The organism is Tateyamaria omphalii (assembly GCF_014651375.1).
GTDB classification, from domain to species: domain Bacteria; phylum Pseudomonadota; class Alphaproteobacteria; order Rhodobacterales; family Rhodobacteraceae; genus Tateyamaria; species Tateyamaria omphalii.
The window spans coordinates 244979-259639 of the sequence record NZ_BMWT01000002.1; the positions used below are offsets into that span (position 1 = coordinate 244979).

A 14661-nucleotide genomic window follows, 5' to 3' on the forward strand; every position below is an offset into this window, starting at 1 on the left:
CAGACCGCACCGGCAATTGATCAACTCATAGCTTTGTCGAAAGTCACCCATAAACTGATGGCTCGAATGCAAACCATGGGCGACCCTTTACCGCCCTCGCCGCGTTCCCTATATAAACACTCAGGAACAAATCCGGGGATCCCATGAACCAGCCCACCGAACAGATGGAAGGCACGCCGCTGATCGCGCCCTCGTCCACCGATCACCCGCTGCACGAGGCGGTTGTTGAAGCCTGCCGTACGGTCTATGACCCCGAAATCCCCGTGAACATCTTTGAGCTTGGCCTGATCTACACAATCGACATCAATGCCGAGAACGAGGTGAAGGTGATCATGACACTCACCGCCCCCGGTTGCCCCGTCGCGGGCGAGATGCCCGGCTGGGTCGCAGACGCCATTGAACCCCTTCCAGGTGTCAAACAGGTCGATGTGGAACTGACATGGGAGCCGCCCTGGGGTATGGAAATGATGTCGGACGAAGCGCGGCTCGAACTCGGTTTCATGTAAGCGTCACAAAACCATCACGAACGCATTGGGAAACCGTCATATCGGCGCTTCATCCTGAATGGGTAAAGACCGCCGAAGGATTCTCAAATGCGCCTTACTGCAGCCAGCGTTCTGCTTGCCATGGCCCCCGCCACGGTGATGGCCGAAACCATCACCATCGACTACGGCCCACGCCCCGCCTACCTGATCGACAAGCTGCCCGAGGGCGATCTGAAGACAAAACTGCAAAGCTGCCAGGGCCAGACACCGGCCAAGACTGACTTCTCCATTGGTCATCGCGGTGCCCCGATGATGTTTCCCGAACATACGGTGGAATCGAATGTGGCGGCGGCGCGCATGGGGGCCGGTATCCTGGAATGTGACGTGACCTTTACCAATGATCATGAACTGGTCTGTCGGCACGCGCAAAACGACCTGCACACAACCACCAACATCCTGCTGACCAATCTGGCCAGCACATGCGCCACCCCCTTCTCGCCCGCCAGTGGCGATGCAGAGGCGACTGCCGAGTGCCGCACATCCGACCTGACACTGGCCGAGTTCCAGACGCTGACACCAAAAATGGACAGCGCAAACAAGGCCGCCACCACACCAGAAGAGTATCAGGGCGGTGTCGCGGGCTGGCGCACCGACCTTTACACCAACGGCGCACAACTGATGACACATGCCGAGTCGATTGCACTGTTCAAATCACTCGGCACCAAGTTCACGCCCGAGCTGAAGTCACCCTCGGTCGACATGCCCCACAACGGCTTTTCCCAAGCCGACTATGCCCAAAAGATGATCGACGAATACAAGGCCGCGGGTGTCCCTGCGACAGACGTATGGGTGCAAAGCTTTGACCTAAACGACGTGCTCTACTGGATTGAAAACGAACCTGAATTCGGAGCGCAAGCCGTCTATCTCGACGACAGCTACAACGTTGATGGCTTCGACCACAACGATCCCGCAACCTACCCGGACAGCATGGTCAGCCTCTATGACCGCGGCGTGCGCTACATCGCGCCGCCCATGTGGATGCTGGTGACGATGGAAAACGGACAGATCGTGCCCTCGGCCTACGCCAAGGAAGCCAAGGACGCCGGCCTGAACATTATCACGTGGACGCTGGAACGCTCTGGCCCATTGGGCAATGGCGGAGGTTGGTATTTCCAATCCATCGCGGACGCGACAACGCATGACGGCGTGTATTACGAACTGCTGGATGTGCTGGCACAGGATGTGGGCGTTGTTGGCGTCTTCTCCGACTGGCCAGCCACGGTAACGTACTACGCCAACTGCATGGGCCTGTAACCCCGTACCCGGCGCCATCCCCCCGCGCCGCCACAGGTCTGCAAAGGGCCGCCGATCCCCCGGCGGCCCTTTTTTGCTGGTGTCACAAACGGCGCAATATCCACATCAAAACCCGGCGGCGGCGCTGACTGCGCTTGCGAATTCGCTCCTCCTCTTGCATTTTTGCAAACAGGTCTTGCTCCTTTGCATAAAGGCTGTTCATTTCCAGTGACTTGTAAGGGTGCAGCATAATCACTCCTTTCGTTGACAATGCCAATATGGCAGGGGTTGTACGGCATTGTCAGACCTCGGATTCGCACCTACATTTGCAATCATGCAAATCACCGACTGGACAGATTACGGACTATTCGCCTCCGTGGCCCGCCACGGCTCGCTCGCACGCGCAGCCCGGGAAACCGGGCTGAGCCAAGCGACTCTGTCGCGGCGCATGACAGCTTTGGAACAACGCACAGGCCGCAGGCTTTTTGCCCACGGTGCCGCGGGCTATACCCCCACGACCGAGGGACGCGCCCTACTCGAACAGGCCAAAAAGATGGAGGCCGCCGCCCGCGGCATCGCCCATTGGTCCGCCGCACAATCCGGCGCACCTCGCGTACGCATCTCTGCTGGCACGTGGACCACGCTCTACATCTCGCGGCACCTTGCCACCTACTGGACTGACGGCGATCGCTGGACGCCGGAATTTGTCAGCTGCAACCTCGACATGGACATCGAACGACGCGAGGTCGACATCGGCATCCGAAATCGCCGCCCCGACCACGACTGGCTCGCCGGCCGACGTACCGGGCACGTTGAACACGCCGTCTATGCCATGTCCGAGGACATTCAGGGCTGGATCGGCCCCAGCGACGATACCGCCACCCTGCCCTCCGAGGCATGGACGGTGGCCAATCACGGCTCCGAACTTGTGGCTGTTTCAAATGACCCACTGGTCCGCATGGCATTGGCACAAAGCGGCGTGGGACGCGTCGTACTGCCCACTTTTGCGGCTGATACCGCCCCCGGCCTTGTCCGCGTGTCTGGCATCATCGACGCCCTCACGGCCGAAGAATGGCTGGTCTGCCATCAGGACACCCGCCACGACCCGGCGATCCGCGCCGCACTCGATGCCATCAGCGGTTTTCTCAAGCGTCAGCGCCCCTTGCGCGAAGATGCCCAAAGCCCTACTTTAAAAGTCGGATAAGCAAAGAGGCTCCCATGTTCTCGATCCCCGGCAAAAACGCCGTCAGCATCACCCCACGCGCCGCCGCGCAAATCTCCAAACTGATGGAGAAAGAAGGCCATTCAGGCCTCCGTATCGGCGTGAAAAAGGGCGGCTGCGCAGGCATGGAATACACCATGGAATATGTGGAAGAGGCTGATCCCAACGACGAAACCGTCGAACAGGATGGTGCCCGCGTCATGATCGCGCCCATGGCGCAGATGTTCCTCTTCGGCACCGAAATCGACTATGAAACCTCGCTGCTCGAATCCGGGTTCAAATTCAACAATCCCAACGTGACAGACGCCTGCGGCTGCGGCGAAAGCATCTCGTTCAAGGACGTGGACGAGTTGGCAGCAGAGCAGAACGCGGGCTGACATGGCCCTGACCGACGAAGAGGTCGAGCACGTGGTCGATCTCTTTTCCGGCGTCGGTTCCCTCTCTGCCCGCAAGATGTTCGGCGGAATTGGCGTTTATTCCGATGGCACGATCTTTGCCGTGATGATGCGGGACGGTCGCCTCATGCTGAAAGGCAAAGGCGACATGATCCCCCGGTTCGATGAGCTTGGAATGGAAAGATGGACCTACCAGCGGCCCGGCAAATCCGAAACCGCGATGCCCTATTGGATCATGCCTGACAGCGCTCTCGAAGACGCCGAAGAAGCCTCCGCCCTAGCGCGCGAGGCCCTTACGCACCTGTAAGGCGATCCCCTCTATACACGCGCTTCCCGCGCCAGGGTCTCCTGAAACACCCGCATGAACGCCACCCGCTCCTCAGCCATGGCACGAGCTGGCGCCGTGTTCAATGTCTCGGCCACGCCGAACAACTTCACCTGGAAATGATCCAGTGCATAGGCGCGGTCATCCAGTTCCCGATCTGCGGCCAGCGGATCCAGGCCATGCACCAACCCGGCGCCCATTTGCCCCGCCACGTTGAAACAGCGCGCAATGCCAAGCGCTCCCAACGCCTCCAAACGGTCCGCGTCCTGTAGCACCTGCGCCTCAAGCGTCTCACACGGCACGGCAGCCGAATAGCTGTGGGCGCGAATGGCATGGGCCACCGCGTCCTGCCCTGGCAGACCCCGCGCCGACATCCACGCGACCGCATGATCCGCTGACAAGGCCGCAGCCTCAATCCGACGTGGATCATCCTTGGGCACATTCACGATATCATGCAGATAGGCTGCGATCGTCAGCACATCACGGTCGACAGATGTGTCCAACCCATCCGCGATCCGCTGGCAATTTGCCCAAACGCGCCGCACATGCCAGATGTCATGCGACCCGTCATTCTGCGCTCCCCAAACGCGTAGGACTTCCGCTTCAAGATCACCCTGTAAGCTCATGATTTTACTTTCAGATGCACATAGGTTTCTTCAAACCGCGCGCTCAGATGATCCCCCGCAAGCATCACCTCACCGGTACCTTCCGGAGCGACATTGGTGTCATAGGTCGGATTGAAAAACAGCGGGATTGAGATGCGCTCGGCCAGGCCACCGACAACCCGGTGCGGTGTCGCCTTGACCTGCCCGCCGGTCCAGAATTCCAGCATCTCACCGAAGTTGATGATGAACTCACCGGGTGGCGCGCTGACCGGAATCCACCCGCCGCCCCGCTTGCGCACCTCCAACCCCGGCGACCCATCGGTTGCCAGCAAGGTCAGACAGCCATAATCGGTATGGGTCGCAATCCCGAAATCCTTGGCGCCCGCCCAATCGGGACGCGCCGGATAGAAATTGCCGCGCAACAACGCCATGGGCGTCTCGAACGCCCCATCAAAATGGGCTGGATCAGCGCCAATGGACCGTGCAATGGCAGTCAACAACCTCTTCGCGACACTCAAAGCATCGTCATAGTACTTTGAAATTACGCCCTTAAACGCAGGATCATCCGGCCACAGGTTCGGCGCATAGAACCGCTTGCCCCCAAGGAGATGTCCCTCAGGCAACTGGAACCCCACATCGAAAAACTGCTTGTAGTCAGGGTTCGCATCAGGATCGACCTGCTCTGACCCCGGCGCGCCCCAGCCCCGGTTCGACCCGGTGCGGGCCATATCCACCGCCCGCTTCTGCGCCTCCGGCAAGTGAAAGAACGCGCGATAAGTCTCAATCGCCTCCTTCACACGTGCCGCCGACAACGCGGTATTGTGCACCGTGGCAAAGCCCACCCCGGTCGCGGCCTCACCCAAGGCTTTCAGGCTTTCTGCATCTCCGGCAGCCAGTGCCGCCGCATCCAAACGTGGGATCATGTCATGCCCTCCATGCTGCACGTGCAGCCCTAGCGCAGCCAAACCCGCGATGCTAGGACCAAGGCACCAAAACCGGAGAGAGACATATGCGGCGCACATTGGCAGCAGGCAACTGGAAGATGAACGGCACCCCCGAGATGTTGGCGGAGCTGGCCACACTCACCGGCGGTGCATCGGACACCGCACCACAGATCATCATCTGTCCCCCCGCGCCCCTGCTCACCCGCGCCGCAGAAGCGACAGCAAACAGCCCCGTCGACATCGGCGGCCAGGACTGCCACGCCAATGCCAAGGGCGCCCATACAGGCGATGTCGCCGCGTCCATGCTCAAGGACGCAGGCGCCAGCGCCGTGATCGTCGGCCACTCCGAACGCCGCGCCGATCATCACGAGACCAACGCGCAAGTCCGGGCCAAGGCCGAAGCCGCCTACGCCGCGGGCCTCACCGCCATCATCTGCATCGGCGAAAGCGAGGAAGAACGGCTGGGCCCTGACTGCCTCGACATCATCGCAGCCCAACTTGATGGCTCGGCCCCGGACAGCGCCACAGCCGAGAACACCGTGATCGCCTACGAACCCATCTGGGCCATCGGCACCGGACGCGTGCCAACCATGGAACAGATCGTGGAAACCCACGACATGATCCGCGAAAAACTCATAAACCGCTTTGCCGACCAAGGCGAAAACATGCGCGTCCTTTACGGCGGCTCGGTCAAGCCCACCAATGCCGCCGAAATCTTCCAGGCCGAAAACGTAGATGGTGCCCTCGTAGGCGGCGCGTCCCTGAAGGCGGCAGACTTCCAACCCATCATCGACGCCCTCGCGGCTTCCTGATCCATTTCATCTTGCCAGATAAACTCCGGGGGGTTTGGGGGCAGAGCCCCCTATCAGCACAAGTGAATCGCGTCGCCGCAAGGCGTCCTTTGGATTAACGCTCCGTCACTGCACGATAATCTCCGGCCCCATCATCAAGGTCGGCAACCAGATCGAGATGGCCGGGATATAGGTCACCATGATCAGGAAGACGAAGAGCACGGCCAGGAACGGCAGTGCCGCCCGGACGACCCGCATCATCGGCATCCCCGCTACACCCGAGGTGACGAACAGGTTCAGACCCACAGGCGGTGTGATCATCCCGATCTCCATGTTCACGACCATGATGATCCCGAGGTGAATGGGGTCGATCCCAAGCTCAATGGCGATGGGAAACACCAGCGGAGCCACGATGACCAACAGGCCCGATGGCTCCATGAACTGCCCGCCAATCAGAAGGATCACGTTCACGATGATCAGGAACACGACGGGGCCAAAGCCCGCATCCAGCATCGCCCCGGCAATTTGCTGCGGGATCTGCTCATCCGTCAGAACATGCTTCAGGATCAAGGCATTGGCGATGATGAACATCAGCGTGACGGTGAGCTTGCCCGCCTCGAAAAACGCGTGCTTGGTATCACGGTGCACCAGTGCCAGAGGCATCCGGGCAAAGTCGGTAGCAATGGAAACTGGGTTCAGATCCAACCCACGCACGACCCGCTCCGCAACGGCGCCCACGGCCGCCAAGGCAAAGCCGATCAGCACGGAGGTGGTCAGGTCCAGACCGCCCGACACCAGCCAGATGAGGATCCCAACCGCCAGCCCGCCCATCAGCGTGATGCCGGTGAAATTACCCGCTCTTGGCGCGACCTTCGAAAACGGCCCCATGTCGCGATAGATGAAACTCGCAATCAGGAAGGAATAGACCGCCGCCACGGCCGCCGCCTCGGTCGGGGTAAAGATACCGCCATAGATACCACCCAGAATGATGATGATCAGGAACAGACCGCCAGATGCCGCCCCGGCGGAAGAGGCAACTTCGCCCCAGCCCAGCCAGTCGCCTTTGGGCAGATTCTTGATCTTGGCGATGGCATAAATCGTGACCATCAGCATGGTGCCTGCCATCAGCCCCGGAATGACGCCCGCAAGGAACATACGCCCCACAGAAACATCCGTGGCCGAGGCATAGACCACCATCACGATGGATGGCGGGATCAGGATGCCCAGCGTGCCCGCATTGGCGATAACGCCCGCCGCAAAGTCCTTGGAATACCCCACCTGCCGCATGCCCGCGATCACGATGGAACCGATGGCAACCACCGTGGCCGGAGACGATCCGGACAGGGCCGCGAACATCATGCAGGCGAACACGCCCGCGATGGCCAAACCACCGGGGAAATGGCCCACGACTGCGATGGAAAACCGGATGATCCGTTTCGCCACCCCACCTGTCGACATGAAGGTCGAGGCGAGGATAAAGAACGGGATCGCCAGCAGTGTGTAGTGCCCCGCCATCGCCTGAAACAGCGTCTGCGCAATCGAGGCGAGCGACGTGTCACTCAGCACCAGAAGGAACACGATCGACGACATGCCCAGGGCCACGGCGATCGGCACGCCGATCAGCATCATCCCCACGACGAGGGTAAAGAGAATTGCAACTTCCATGGTCTCAGTCGTCCTGGTTCAGGTGTTTGACGTCTTCGATGGCCTCTTCGGCCTCGTGACTGACGATCAGGCTGGTGGTCTTGCCCTGCCAGACTCGCACAGTCGCCTGCACGAAGCGGAACAGCAGCAGGCCCATGCCAAACGGCAGAATGGCGTAGGGAATGAAGCGCGGAATTTTCTCGTAGGCTTCACCCTCGTTCATCAGGGGCTCGATCCACTTCAGCCACGTGGGATGCGGGATATCGACCGTCTCGTACCAACCGCGATAGGACGAGCGCTTCATCTCTTCGAACCCCGTGGGGAACCAGCGACCCGTTGTCTGTGGCAGGTTGGCGAAGTTCGCCCAATAGTCCCACGCGCCCTTGAAAACGAGAAAGGCGTAGGCGATGCAGATCACCCCCGCCACCAATGCAATCACACGACGGACCGGTGCAGAGAACAGGTTGATGACTGCATCAACGCCAAGGTTCGCGGTGATCTTGACCGCGTAGCTGACACCGAACAGGACCAGCCACGCAAAGAGGAAGGTCACCATTTCGAGGCCCCAGATCAGGCCGGTGTTGTAACCGTAGCGCAGCACCACGTTGATGAAGGTGATGAGTGTCATCAACGCCAGCAGGATCGCGATGGCCGTTTCTTCGATTTCATTGACCCAGCGGCCAAAGCCCGAGCCGGGATCATAGGCGCTTGCCATGGTCCTGCCCCCTTCCCAAATTTTGCGAAAGAATGGGCCCGGCGGTCAGAGCCGCCGGGCCGGATCGCGTGACCTTTAGTTGGTCGCCGCGTTGATGGCTTGCGCCGCGTCGATGTTGTCCTGGCCCACGTCGTCCTTGAACTGCTCCCAGACGGGCTTCATCACGGCAACCCACGCTTCGCGCTGTGTAGCGTCCAGCTGACGAACGGTGCCACCGGCGTCGATGATGGCCTGCTTGGCCTCTTCATTGACTTCGAAGGCTTGCGTATTGCGGGTGGTTGTCACCTCTTCGACGATGGTGGCCAGTTGGTCACGCGCGTCGTCAGGCATGCTGTCCCAGAAATCCGTGGACGTCACGACAAGGTAGTCGATGATGCCGTGGTTGGTTTCGGTGATGCCGTCCTGCACCTCGAAGAACTTCTTGCCGTAGATGTTGGACCAGGTGTTTTCCTGACCGTCCACAACGCCGGTTTGCAGCGCACCATACACTTCCGAGAAAGCCATGGGCTGGGGCGAGCCACCGATGGCCGCCATCTGCGCCTTGAGCACGTCGGAGTTCTGCACGCGGAACTTCAGGCCGTTGGCATCCGCAGGTGTCATCAGCGGCTTGTTGGCCGACATCTGCTTCATGCCATTGTGCCAGAACGCAAGGCCCAGCAGACCGCGGCGGGTCATCGATTCCTTCATCGCCTGACCGGTTTCGGACGCCTGGAACGCATCAACGGCGTCGATGTCCTTGAACATGAACGGCAGGTCGAAGATGCGGAATTGCTTGGTGAACTGCTCGAATTTCGACAGCGACGGCGCGGCCATCTGAACGTCGCCCTGCAGCAGTGCCTCGAGCACCTGATCGTCGTTATAAAGGGTCGAGTTCGGGAACACTTCCATGCAGGCGGTGCCGTTCATTTCCTCGTTCACCCGCTCTTGCAGCAACGTGGCGGCGATGCCCTTGGGGTGTTTGTCGGTGTTGGTGACGTGGCTGAACTTGATGACGATTTCGCCATCGTCACAGGCTGCGGCCACGGCGCCTGCGCTTACGGTCAATGCCAGGGCGGCGGCGGTCAGGAATTTCATTGTCTGTCTCCTCCCAGAGATCGTGTTTTTGGTATGTGTCCCCGCGGGGACAGCGAATTGGATAAAAGCAGAGCGTACGGTGGGGTACATAGAAGGAAGTTCTTAACTTCCTTCAGCTCTCACTAATCCATTATTCTTCAATATCTTAAAGGACATTCTGAAAGCAACTGAGGTGTTGCGTGTCGCCTACGTGTGCGGATTTTCGCACGACCCCACGCAACACTGTGTGGAAACCCGCACAGTGTTAGCGCCGATAGTCCTCAGGCCGAATCCCGTACTTCTTGAGCTTGTCGTAGAAGGTCTTGCGTGGAAGCCTGAGCGCTTCGGCAGCCGCGCTGGCGTGTCCGTTCTGTCGCCCCAACGCCGCAACAAGCAAGGAGCGCTCAACCCGCGCCATCTGCTCGGCCAAGCCGAGATCAACCGCCTTGGACGCATCCTCGGGCATACCCAGTACAAAGCGCATGGCGGCACTCATCAAGGATCGCGCGTTGCCGGGCCAATCCTGCGCCATCAGGGCGGCCATATGGTCAGGGGCCAGTTCCGGCGGGGTCAGGCCCGCCTGCTCTGCCGCCTGAGCCACATAGTGGCGAAACAGAATCGGGATGTCTTCGGGTCGCTCGCTCAGCGACGGGATGCGGATCGGGAACATCTCAATCTTGTAATAGAGATCGGCGTTAAGCGCGCCCTCTTCAACGGCTGTGCCAAGGTTGCGCGTACTGCCTGCGATCAGTCGCGGGCCTTCGCCCACCTCAAGCGCTTCGAGTAAGGCCAGTTGGCTGGCATGAGGCAGCGCGGTGATTTCGTCCAGAAACAAGCTGCCCCCCTTGGCCTTGTCCATCGCCTCGGCCAGAGCGTTCGGGCGCAGATCGGCGGCAGCGCGTTTGACAAAGGGTGCCTTGGACCGAAGAGAGCTGAGATGAATGACCTCGGCGACCTTGGAAATCCCTGTGCCGGGCGCGCCAGTCACAAGCACCTCGGTCTCAAGCGGGGCCAGCAGGCGCACGCGGTCACGCAAGCCGTTGGCCAGATCGCTTTCGCCAAAGAGCATACGGGCAGCGGGATCGCCACTTTCCACCAGTTGCCGCAGGCGGCGGTTTTCAAGAACCAGGGCACGGGTTTTCAAGGCACGTTCAAGAACGGCCAGTAACTCACTGGGCGCGCAAGGTTTTTCGAGGAACCCGAATGCGCCATCGCGCATCGCCTGCACGGCCATCGGAATGTCACCTTCGCCCGTCAGCAGGATCACCGGCAGGTCCGGGTCGATCTTGCGCGTGTGCGCCAACAGGTGGAACCCGTCACGCCCCGGCATCCGAATGTCCGACAGGATCACGCCGTCAAAGTCGCGTGTGATGTGATCCTTGGCGACCACGAAAGAGCCCGCCGGGATCGGTTCAAGATCTGCAAGCTCCAGCGTCTGGGCCAGCGCGTCACGCACAGCGGCGTCATCATCGACAAGCAGCACTTGGGTGGTCACGCGGCTACCTCTTGTGTCCAGGGTTGCAGATCGACTGTGAACACCGCGCCGTCCGGGCCATTGGCACCGTGGATTTCACCGCCAAAGCTTTGCACGATGCCATACGAGATCGAGAGGCCCAGCCCCATCCCTTCGGATGCGCCAACCTCTTTGGTGGAATAGAACGGGTCGAACACGCGGTCCGGCGTTTCGATGCCCGGGCCGGTGTCAGAAATGATGACGGACGTGTTTTGGATGTCGATGGTCAGCGCGCGCGTGTCGCGCCCCGCCATCGCGTCGACCGCATTCGAGATCAGGTTGACGAAGACCTGGCCCAGCCGCACCTCACCCCCTGACACCCAGACGGGTGCGTCGGGCAGATTGAGCGTGAGCGTCACATCTTCGTTCCGTATGCGGGGCGTGGTCAGTTCCACAGCGCTTTGCACAACGTCCACAAGGTTCACGCGCAGGGCCGGTTCGCTTTCCTGCCGAGCGAAGGCGCGCAGGTTCTTGATGATGCGCCCCATGCGGCGGGCCATGTCGGCGATGCGGCCCAGATTGTCTTCGGCCCGGTCAGGTTTGTCGCGTTGCAGAAAGGCCTGCGCGTTGTCGGCATAGGTCTGGATCGCCATGAGCGGTTGGTTGAGTTCATGGCTGAGACCCGCGCTCATCTGCCCCAAGGCGCTGAGTTTGCCCGCCTGGACAAGGTCGGCCTGAGCGCGAGCCAGAGCGGCTTGCGCCTCTTCCCGCTCCTCCGCCTCGCGCCGGAGCTGGGTGTTGGTCTCGGAGAGGGCGGCGGTGCGTTCGGCCACACGTTGTTCCAGTTGCGCGTTCGCTTCCGCCAATGTGCGGCGCCGTTCCGTGGCAAGGAACAGCAGCGCGCCGAAGGCAAGGCACAGTCCGGCCACTGCCGCCGCCTGTAGCGTCGCAAGGCGGCGCGCCGGGGCGACATCCACAAGCGCCTCGCCCGTCATGCCGATCACCGGCAAGGGCCGCACAAGGTGCAGGGCGTTTTGCGGCAGGTACGGCCCCCACCCCAGCCGCCAGACCTCGTGCCGCCCCAGTTCGTAGCTGTCGAAAGGCAGCGCAGGGCCCGTGGCCGGTTTCAGGCCCGGCCCCTCGTCCGCGCGCTGCCAATAGACGATTTCGGACCGGTTGGTGATGAACACCCGGTCCTGTGCATCCGTGAAGAAGACCGCAGGGTTGGAGCCGACCCAATCCCATTCAATCCCGGCAAGGTCTGCCGTCACAACCACAATGCCAGTTATCCGCGACCGGGCATCAAAGACGGGTGCCGCATATGCAAAGACGCGTGTGCCCTGCGCCGTGCGCCCGTTGCCCCAGCCAAGTGCCCCTTGCGCCGCACGCGCCACCAGCGGCGCGATATCAAGACCGGGTTGATCAGAGCGCGCAGCGGCCAGCACGAGCCCCTCTGCATTGGTCAGGCGGATATCCTGCGCTGCTGTTTTGTCAGCGATTTCAAGGAACAGCGCTTCGACCTGGCTGACATCTTCCCCCGCAAGTGCCGCACTGACACGCGGGTGATCCGCCACCAGCACCGCCAGTTCACGGTAGCGCTGGAGCTGCCCTGTCAGGCGGTCCGAGGCGAGCGCAAGGTCCGATTGCCCCTGCCGCGCCAGTTGATCAAGTGCCTGGAAGTACCCATAGCGCCACACGCCAGCGGCTGCTGCCGCCACAAGCGCAACAAAGCCCAGCACCACGCTGATCCGTCTGAGGTATCCGTTTCCCATGACGGCCACCCTACCCGTGCGCGCGAAGGCTTGCCAAGGCGCGGTGGGCCTGAGACATGTGCGCCATGTTGATCCAGTCCCCACATGACCCCGCCTTTGTTCAGGACCCATACACCTTCTATGACCGTGCGCGGGCCGACGGCCCGGTGCTGTTCTGGCATGATTACGGGATGCACGCGGCCTTTGACCATGCCACCGTGCATGCGCTGTTGCGCGACCGGCGTTTGGGCCGTGCCGTGCCGGGGCGCGGGGCCGCCCCTGCCCATCTGACCGATTTCGATGCGGTGGAGCGCTATTCGCTATTGGAGCTGGAGCCTCCGGAACACACCCGCTTGCGTCGGTTGGTTCTGCACGCCTTCACCTCGCGCCGCATCGGGGGCCTTGAAGGCGACATTCGCGCCATCTGTGCTGATCTGCTGGCGGGGCTGTCCGAGGGACAATTCGACCTGATCCCGACTTACTGCCAGTTGGTCCCCGTCCGCGTCATCGCGCGCCTGCTGGGTGTGCCAGAGGAGATGGGATCGGACCTGTTGCGCTGGTCATCCGCCATGGTGGCGATGTACCAGGCAGGGCGTGATCGGGCGATCGAGGATGCGGCAAATGCGGCGGCCAGGGAGTTTTCGGCCTTTCTGCGCGGCTATATCGAGGAGCGGCGGAACGATCCCCGCGATGACCTGATCACCGAGTTGATTGCTGCAGACGAAGACGGCCAGACGCTGAGCCATGACGAGATGATCGGGACGTGTATCCTGCTCCTGAACGCGGGGCACGAGGCGACGGTGCACAGCCTCGGCAACGCGGTAAAAGCGCTCATCGAGACAGGCCAGACCAATGCGCTGGCGCCTGACCGCGTGGACCGAACGGTGGAAGAAGTCATGCGCTTTGACCCGCCGCTGCATATGTTCACCCGGCACGTCTATGAGCCTATCGAAGTGGGTGGGCACAGCCTTGGCCCCGGTGATGAGATTGCGCTGATGCTGGGGGCCGCAGGCCGCGACCCGGGCGTGTTCGACACCCCTGACCAATTCAATCCAAGCCGCGTGAAGAACACCCATGTCGCCTTTGGCGGCGGGTTGCATTTCTGCGTGGGCGCACCGCTCGCCCGGCTTGAGATGAAGATCGCCCTGCCTGCTTTGTTCGAGGCCATGCCCAAGCTGCGCATCACCGAAACGCCAGCCTATGCCGACAGCTACCACTTCCACAAACTCGACCGGCTGATCGTCTCAGCGTGAGTCGGGACCGGGTCAAGGATGGCCAAAGGCCACCGCCAAAGGCGGCGTGTCCTTGATGCGGGCGCGACTCACACCACCCTCGAACAGGTCTGCTTGAGACGCAAAGCGCCTTAAGCGACCTCTCAGCAAAACATTCCACACCGCCCAACCCGCGCGACGCCAAAAGCATAGCGTTGCGTCTCCACTGGCTGAATGTGAAATGCGCGGTAGCGCGCCTTTGGATCACGTTTCCAAGGGAAGCATCGTAGTGGACTTGATCTCTTCCATCGACAAAAGCGCGGTCACGTTGTGCACCCGCACCTCGGAAATCAACGCCTGATAAAACGCGTCATAGGCACGGGCGTTTTTCACCCGCACTTTCAGAATGTAATCGATGTCACCCGCCAGCCGATGCGCCTCTTGCACCTCCGGCCGCTCCTGAAGCGCGCGCAGGAACTTGGCCTGCCAGTCGGCCTCGTGCTCGGATGTGCGGATCAGGACAAAGAAACAAGCCTCGAACCCCAGCGCCTCCGCATCCAGCACAACGGTCTGCTGACCCACCACGCCTGCCTCGCGCAGCTTGCGAATCCGGTTCCAAACGGGTGTCTTCGAGGACCCCACCGCCTTGGCAATATCGTCAAGAGACTGGCTGGCATCGCGCTGCAGCTCGGCCAGAATTTTGCGATCCACGTCGTCGATGCGAACAGACATTCCAAAGCGCTCCAAATCGGGAAACAGGCGTTCTGCACCTGC

The 14661-nt window shown here is 61.2% G+C and carries 15 protein-coding genes; 7 read left to right on the forward strand and 8 right to left on the reverse strand.

The window, feature by feature from the left end; genetic code table 11:
- Positions 1–143: 143 nt before the first annotated feature.
- From IE087_RS06810 to IE087_RS06830, 5 genes are all read left to right on the forward strand, one after another.
- Positions 144–506 (forward strand): SUF system Fe-S cluster assembly protein, encoded by a 363-nt coding sequence (locus IE087_RS06810; protein WP_189368557.1) that lies wholly within the window; start codon positions 144–146, stop codon positions 504–506.
- Positions 507–593: 87 nt separating this feature from the next.
- Positions 594–1799, forward strand: a complete 1206-nt coding sequence (locus IE087_RS06815; RefSeq protein WP_189368558.1) for a glycerophosphodiester phosphodiesterase family protein — start codon at positions 594–596, stop codon at positions 1797–1799.
- Between the two features lie 313 nt (positions 1800–2112).
- Entirely contained in the window at positions 2113–2982 is an 870-nt protein-coding gene (locus tag IE087_RS06820; RefSeq protein WP_189368559.1) for a LysR family transcriptional regulator, read from the forward strand.
- A gap of 14 nt (positions 2983–2996) precedes the next feature.
- Positions 2997–3377, forward strand: coding sequence for a HesB/IscA family protein (locus tag IE087_RS06825; protein WP_189368560.1), 381 nt, complete (start codon positions 2997–2999; stop codon positions 3375–3377).
- A gap of 1 nt (position 3378) precedes the next feature.
- Positions 3379–3702 (forward strand): TfoX/Sxy family protein, encoded by a 324-nt coding sequence (locus tag IE087_RS06830; RefSeq protein WP_189368561.1) that lies wholly within the window; start codon positions 3379–3381, stop codon positions 3700–3702.
- Between the two features lie 11 nt (positions 3703–3713).
- On the opposite strand, the gene IE087_RS06835 is transcribed toward IE087_RS06830, so the two are convergent.
- Together IE087_RS06835 and IE087_RS06840 are read right to left on the reverse strand one after the other, a co-directional pair.
- Positions 3714–4346, reverse strand: coding sequence for an HD domain-containing protein (locus tag IE087_RS06835; RefSeq protein ID WP_189368562.1), 633 nt, complete (start codon positions 4344–4346; stop codon positions 3714–3716).
- A complete protein-coding gene (locus tag IE087_RS06840; RefSeq protein WP_189368563.1) occupies positions 4343–5248 on the reverse strand; it encodes an isopenicillin N synthase family dioxygenase in 906 nt (301 codons plus the stop codon). Before IE087_RS06840 ends, IE087_RS06835 begins: the two co-directional genes overlap by 4 nt.
- A gap of 86 nt (positions 5249–5334) precedes the next feature.
- Here IE087_RS06840 and tpiA point away from each other — a divergent pair, with 86 nt between their 5' ends.
- Complete coding sequence (gene tpiA, locus IE087_RS06845) at positions 5335–6081, forward strand: triose-phosphate isomerase (RefSeq protein WP_189368564.1); 747 nt, start codon at positions 5335–5337, stop codon at positions 6079–6081.
- A 105-nt stretch (positions 6082–6186) separates the two neighbouring features.
- On the opposite strand, the gene IE087_RS06850 is transcribed toward tpiA, so the two are convergent.
- The 5 genes from IE087_RS06850 to IE087_RS06870 all read right to left on the reverse strand — a co-directional run bounded on the left by IE087_RS06850 (position 6187) and on the right by IE087_RS06870 (position 12697).
- Positions 6187–7725, reverse strand: a complete 1539-nt coding sequence (locus IE087_RS06850; RefSeq protein WP_189368565.1) for a TRAP transporter large permease — start codon at positions 7723–7725, stop codon at positions 6187–6189.
- 4 nt (positions 7726–7729) lie between these two features.
- Positions 7730–8419, reverse strand: a complete 690-nt coding sequence (locus tag IE087_RS06855) for a TRAP transporter small permease (protein WP_189368566.1) — start codon at positions 8417–8419, stop codon at positions 7730–7732.
- A gap of 75 nt (positions 8420–8494) precedes the next feature.
- Entirely contained in the window at positions 8495–9493 is a 999-nt protein-coding gene (locus tag IE087_RS06860) for a DctP family TRAP transporter solute-binding subunit (RefSeq protein ID WP_189368567.1), read from the reverse strand.
- A 244-nt stretch (positions 9494–9737) separates the two neighbouring features.
- On the reverse strand, positions 9738–10967 hold the full coding sequence (locus tag IE087_RS06865) for a sigma-54-dependent transcriptional regulator (protein WP_189368568.1): 1230 nt from the start codon (positions 10965–10967) through the stop codon (positions 9738–9740).
- Complete coding sequence (locus IE087_RS06870; RefSeq protein WP_189368569.1) at positions 10964–12697, reverse strand: sensor histidine kinase; 1734 nt, start codon at positions 12695–12697, stop codon at positions 10964–10966. Before IE087_RS06870 ends, IE087_RS06865 begins: the two co-directional genes overlap by 4 nt.
- Before the next feature lie 65 nt (positions 12698–12762).
- On the opposite strand from IE087_RS06870, the gene IE087_RS06875 reads away from it, so the two are divergent.
- On the forward strand, positions 12763–13929 hold the full coding sequence (locus IE087_RS06875; RefSeq protein ID WP_189368570.1) for a cytochrome P450: 1167 nt from the start codon (positions 12763–12765) through the stop codon (positions 13927–13929).
- 222 nt (positions 13930–14151) lie between these two features.
- Here the strand turns inward: IE087_RS06875 and IE087_RS06880 are convergent, their stop codons facing one another.
- On the reverse strand, positions 14152–14619 hold the full coding sequence (locus tag IE087_RS06880; RefSeq protein WP_189368571.1) for an Lrp/AsnC family transcriptional regulator: 468 nt from the start codon (positions 14617–14619) through the stop codon (positions 14152–14154).
- Positions 14620–14661 lie beyond the last annotated feature (42 nt).